Genomic DNA, 4,443 nt, shown 5'->3' on the forward strand with positions numbered 1-4,443 from the left:
GCCCCTCCACCAGCACGCCGACGCTGGCCCCGGACACCTCGTCGCCGTGCAGCACGGCGTGCTGCACCGGCGCGGCGCCGCGCCAGGCGGGCAGCAGCGAGAAGTGCAGGTTGATCCAGCCGTGCCGGGGGATCTCCAGCGCCACCGGCGGCACCAGCGCGCCGTAGGCGACCACCGGTACGCAGTCCGGCGCCAGCTCGCGCAGCCGGTCGAGGAACTCCGGCTCGCGCGGGCGGGCCGGGGTGAGCACCTCGACGCCGTGCGCGTCGGCCCACGCCCCGACGGGCGAGCGGACCAGCCCCCGGCCGCGCCCGGCCGGGGCGTCGGGGCGGGTGACCACGGCGAGCAGCTCGTGCCCGGAGGCGGCGATCGCGTCCAGGGCCGGTACGGCGACGGCCGGCGTGCCGGCGAAGACCAGGCGCATCCGGGTCACCGCCCCAGGCCGAACGGGTTGCCGGCGGCGTGCGGGCTGAGCTTGACCGTGGGCGGGGCGGCCTGGTCGTACCACTCGGCCTGCCGGATCGCCTTCATGGCCTCCTTGCGGCCGGCCGGGTCGAGCCGGTCGACGAAGAGCACGCCGTCGAGGTGGTCGGTCTCGTGCTGCACGCAGCGGGCCATCAGGCCGGTGCCGACGATCTGCAACGGGTCGCCGTAGCCGTTGAAGCCCTTGGCGATCACGTTCTGCCGGCGCTTGGTGTCGAAGTAGAGCCCGGGGATGGACAGGCAGCCCTCCGGGCCGTCCTGCTCCTCTTCGTCGGGGAACTCCAGCACCGGGTTGACCAGGTGGCCGAGGACGTCGTCGACGTCGAAGGTGAACACCCGCAGGCCCACCCCGAGCTGCGGCGCGGCGAGGCCGGCGCCGCTCTGCTCGCGCATCGTGTCGGTCAGGTCGGCGATCAGCTTGCGCAGCTCGGCGTCGAAGTCGACGACCGGGTCGGCCGGCGTGCGCAGCACCGGATCGCCGAACAGACGGATGGGCTGGACGGTCACTCGGCGTGGCTCCTTGTCTGGGTCGAACGATGCGCGTCCAGTCTACGGAGTCGGCGCGGACGCCCCGGGTGGCGTTCCGGGACCGGTGACCGGGGACGCGTCCCGGACGACGCGCAGCGGCAGCGTGGCGTGACCACGCAGCGTGAGCCGGACGCGCCGCTCGGGCCGGCCCGCCACGGCGAGGCCGGGCAGCCGGCGCAGCAGCAGCGGGAACGCCACCTGCGCCTCCAGCCGGGCAAGCGCCGCGCCGAGGCAGTAGTGCGGCCCGGCGCCGAAGGACAGCGGGTGGACCTGCGGACGCCACGGGTCGAAGCGCGCCGGCTCCGGATAGCGGCGCGGATCACGGTTGGCCGCGCCGAGCATCACGATCACCCAGCTCTCCGGCGGCAGGTCGACGTCGCCGTACCGGGCCGGCGCGGTGCTCATCCGGGACGTGAGCTGCACCGGCGAGTCGTAGCGCAGCAGCTCGTCGACGTACCCGGGGGCGAACTCCGGGTGCTCGGCCAGCGTCGCCGCCGCGCGCGGGTGCTCCAGCAGCGCCACCAGGCCGTTGCCGAGCAGGTTGGTGGTGGTCTCGAAGCCGGCCACCAGCAGCACGATCAGGTTGGCCAGCAACTCGTCGCCGGAGAGCCGGTCACCGCCGTCGTGCGCCTGCACCAGCGCGCTGGTCAGGTCGTCGGCCGGCGCCCGACGGCGCGCCGCCACCAGCTCGGTGAAGTAGGCGCGCAACTCGCTCGCGCCCCGGTCGGCGACCGCCAGCTCCTCTTCGGTGATCTCCGGTTCCAGCACGCCGGTCAGGTCGGTGGCCCAGCGCCGGAACAACGGCCGGTCCGCCGCCGGCACGCCGAGCAGCGCGCAGATCACCCCGACCGGCAGCGGGTACGCGAACCCGGCCATGAAGTCGACCGGCCCCTCGGCGGCGAGCATCGCGTCGACCAGCTCGTCGGCCTGCGCCCGCACCACGTCGTGCATGGCGGCGATCCGGCGCGGGGTGAACGCGCCCGCCGCCAGCCGCCGCATCCGGCTGTGGTCGGGCGGGTTGGTGCGCAGCATCGACCGGGAGATCGACAGAATCGCCGGGCTCTCCCGCCAGCCGGGCATGAACTGGTCGCGCAGCGCGTCGTCCAGCACCCCGAACCGGGCGTCGCGCAGGATCGCGTCGGCCTCGGCGTACCCGGTGACCACGAAGAAGACCGGGCCGGCCTGGACCACCGGGCCGTGCGCGCGCAGCAGCTCGTACGTCGGGTAGGGGTCGACACGACCCTCGGGGGACATCAGCAGCGCGAGCGCGTCGGCAGGATCCACGGTCCGCCTCCCCAGGCGTCGGAGACCCCCATCATGCTCCGCGCCGCCCGAGGGTGGTCAACCCGTCACGGCGAGACGGCGGTATCCACCGCGGTCAGGCGCCCGCGCCCGGCTCCCCGGCCAGCACCGGGCCGCCGTCGAGCAGCGCGTGCTCGGGCAGCGGCAGCGTGATGCCGTGGGCGTCCTCCCAGTCGTGGATCAGCCCCGGCCGGGCCTGCGTGGTGAAGAAGTCGACGGCGCTCATCCCGCCGACCACCGGCTCGTCCACCTCGGCGACCAGCCGGGCGGGGACCATCGGCAGGCCGGCGCGCACCGCCGAGCTGAGCCGCCGGTGCCCGTCGACGACGAAGAAGTACTCGCCGGTGTAGCCGATGCTCAGCGGCTCCGGCTCCTCGCCGCTCTCGGCCAGCTCGGCGGCGAGGTCGGCGTCCCACAGGCCCCGCAGCGCGGACACGTCCTCGGTGGGGTAGACCCGGGTCGGGTCGAGCAGCAGCAGCGGCTGACCGGCGCGCAGCACGTCCGCGCCGAGGCGGCCCTCGTAGACGTCGATGACGTGCTGGATGACCTGCTCCGGGTTGGCCCGGGTGGTGTCGCAGATCAGGTCGTAGTTGCGCAGGCGGGCCTTGTCGACGCCGTAGCGGACGATGAACCGGCCCCGCTCGCTCTCGCTGCGCTCGCGCAGCTTGGTCCGCGCCTCCTCCAGCGAGGTGTAGCTCTCGGCCGGGCCGGACGGGCGGGCCAGCACGCGCCGGGCCGCCTCGGTCGGCTCGGTGATCATGTGCACCTTGAGCGCGTCGGTGAAGAAGTGCCAGGCCAGGCGGGAGTCCATGACCAGCGACTCGCCGGAGGCGGCGATGTCGCGCTGGAGCTGGTCGACGTAGCCGTCGACCGCCTGGTCCAGCTCGGCGTGCAGGTTGAGCTGCAGAGCGGTCATCTGCCGCTCCTGGGCCATCTGGCGGTAGAGGTCGCCGACGCTGACCCGGCGCAGCCCCAGCCGCTTGGCGATCTCGACCGAGACGGTGCTCTTGCCACTGCCGAGGTCACCGTTGAAGACGATCGACTGACGAACGGTCACGACTGGTCCACCCCTGCTCACCGGCTGACTGACGACATCGAGTGTCGGCCCGACGTGCTCTGGCACCCGCCGCGCCGCGTCCCGCGCGGGGGAAACCGCGCGGCTGGGCATGACGGGCGATGCTATCACCGCCCGCTACCCAATTGCCGGACCAGGTGTGCGGCAAACCCCAGCTCACGACCGTGCGCGAGGGGCCGCGTGCGCAGTGTCACGCGGCGGCGGCCGGTCAGAACAGCACGAGCGGATCGACCTGCAGGCGTACCGGATCGGCCGCCTTGCGGGCGCTGCGCTGGCCGGCGGCGGCGTGCAGCGCCTCGGCCAGCGCGGCGGCCCGGGACCGGGGCACCCGCACGAGCATCCGCTCCCGGCCCTCGTCGGCCGGCACCGGCCCGAGCACCTCGGCGCCGTCCGGCAGCCGGGCGCCGTCCAGCAGGTCACTGACCGCCTCGGCGACGCCGGTGACGCTCGCCATCCGCACCGCCGGGGGGAAGCCCAGCTCGCGCCGCTCGGCCAGCTCGCGGGCGGCGAACCAGGCGGAGTCCCAGCGCAGCAACGCCTGCACCGGCGCGAGCGCGCCGTCCGCGACCACCACCACCCGCCCGCTGGCCGTACCGGGCCGGGCCAGCGCGGCGGCGGCCATCCACCGCCGCAGCGCCTCCTCACCGGCCCGCAGGTCGGCCCGGGTCAGCAGCGCCCACGAGTCGAGCAGCAGCACCGCGCCGTAGCCGCCGTCGGCCACCGGCTCGGCGCCCGGCGTGGCGATCACCAGCCCGGCCCCGCCCGGCACCGTGGCGAGCACCTCCTCCCGCCCCGAGGTCCGCACCGGCACTCCCGGGAACGCCCGGCCCAGCTCCTCGGCCGTGCGCCGGGCGCCGGTGACCGAGGCGCGCAGCCGCCGCCCACCGCACTCCGGGCAGGCGTACGCGGCGGCCACCCGGCCGCACCAGCGGCAGGCGGGCGTGCCCTGCGCCGAGGGCAGCGCGAGCGGCCCGGCGCAGTGCGGGCAGCGGGCCGGGGTCCGGCAGTCGGCGCAGGCAACCGACGGCACGTAACCCCGGCGCGGCACCTGCACC

Annotated in this window: 4 protein-coding genes and 1 pseudogene; all 5 read right to left on the bottom strand. The window is 75.3% G+C overall.

Annotated elements, in window-relative coordinates; all coding sequences use genetic code 11:
• Positions 1–424, bottom strand: a 424-nt coding sequence (locus KBX39_RS24335; RefSeq protein ID WP_282102464.1) for a methionyl-tRNA formyltransferase, incomplete at its 3' end; no start/stop codon positions are given.
• A gap of 5 nt (positions 425–429) precedes the next feature.
• A complete protein-coding gene (gene def / locus KBX39_RS24340; RefSeq protein WP_043324943.1) occupies positions 430–990 on the bottom strand; it encodes a peptide deformylase in 561 nt (186 codons plus the stop codon).
• 42 nt (positions 991–1,032) lie between these two features.
• Positions 1,033–2,295: a cytochrome P450 gene (locus tag KBX39_RS24345; protein WP_210872682.1), complete on the bottom strand. Its 1,263-nt coding sequence runs from the start codon at positions 2,293–2,295 to the stop codon at positions 1,033–1,035.
• 94 nt (positions 2,296–2,389) lie between these two features.
• Positions 2,390–3,370 (bottom strand): AAA family ATPase, encoded by a 981-nt coding sequence (locus KBX39_RS24350; protein WP_113973136.1) that lies wholly within the window; start codon positions 3,368–3,370, stop codon positions 2,390–2,392.
• Positions 3,371–3,596: 226 nt separating this feature from the next.
• Positions 3,597–4,443: pseudogene (locus KBX39_RS24355) on the bottom strand (primosome assembly protein PriA); the annotation flags it as partial.

It is taken from the genome of Micromonospora sp. D75 (assembly GCF_018070405.1).
GTDB classification, from domain to species: domain Bacteria; phylum Actinomycetota; class Actinomycetes; order Mycobacteriales; family Micromonosporaceae; genus Micromonospora; species Micromonospora chalcea.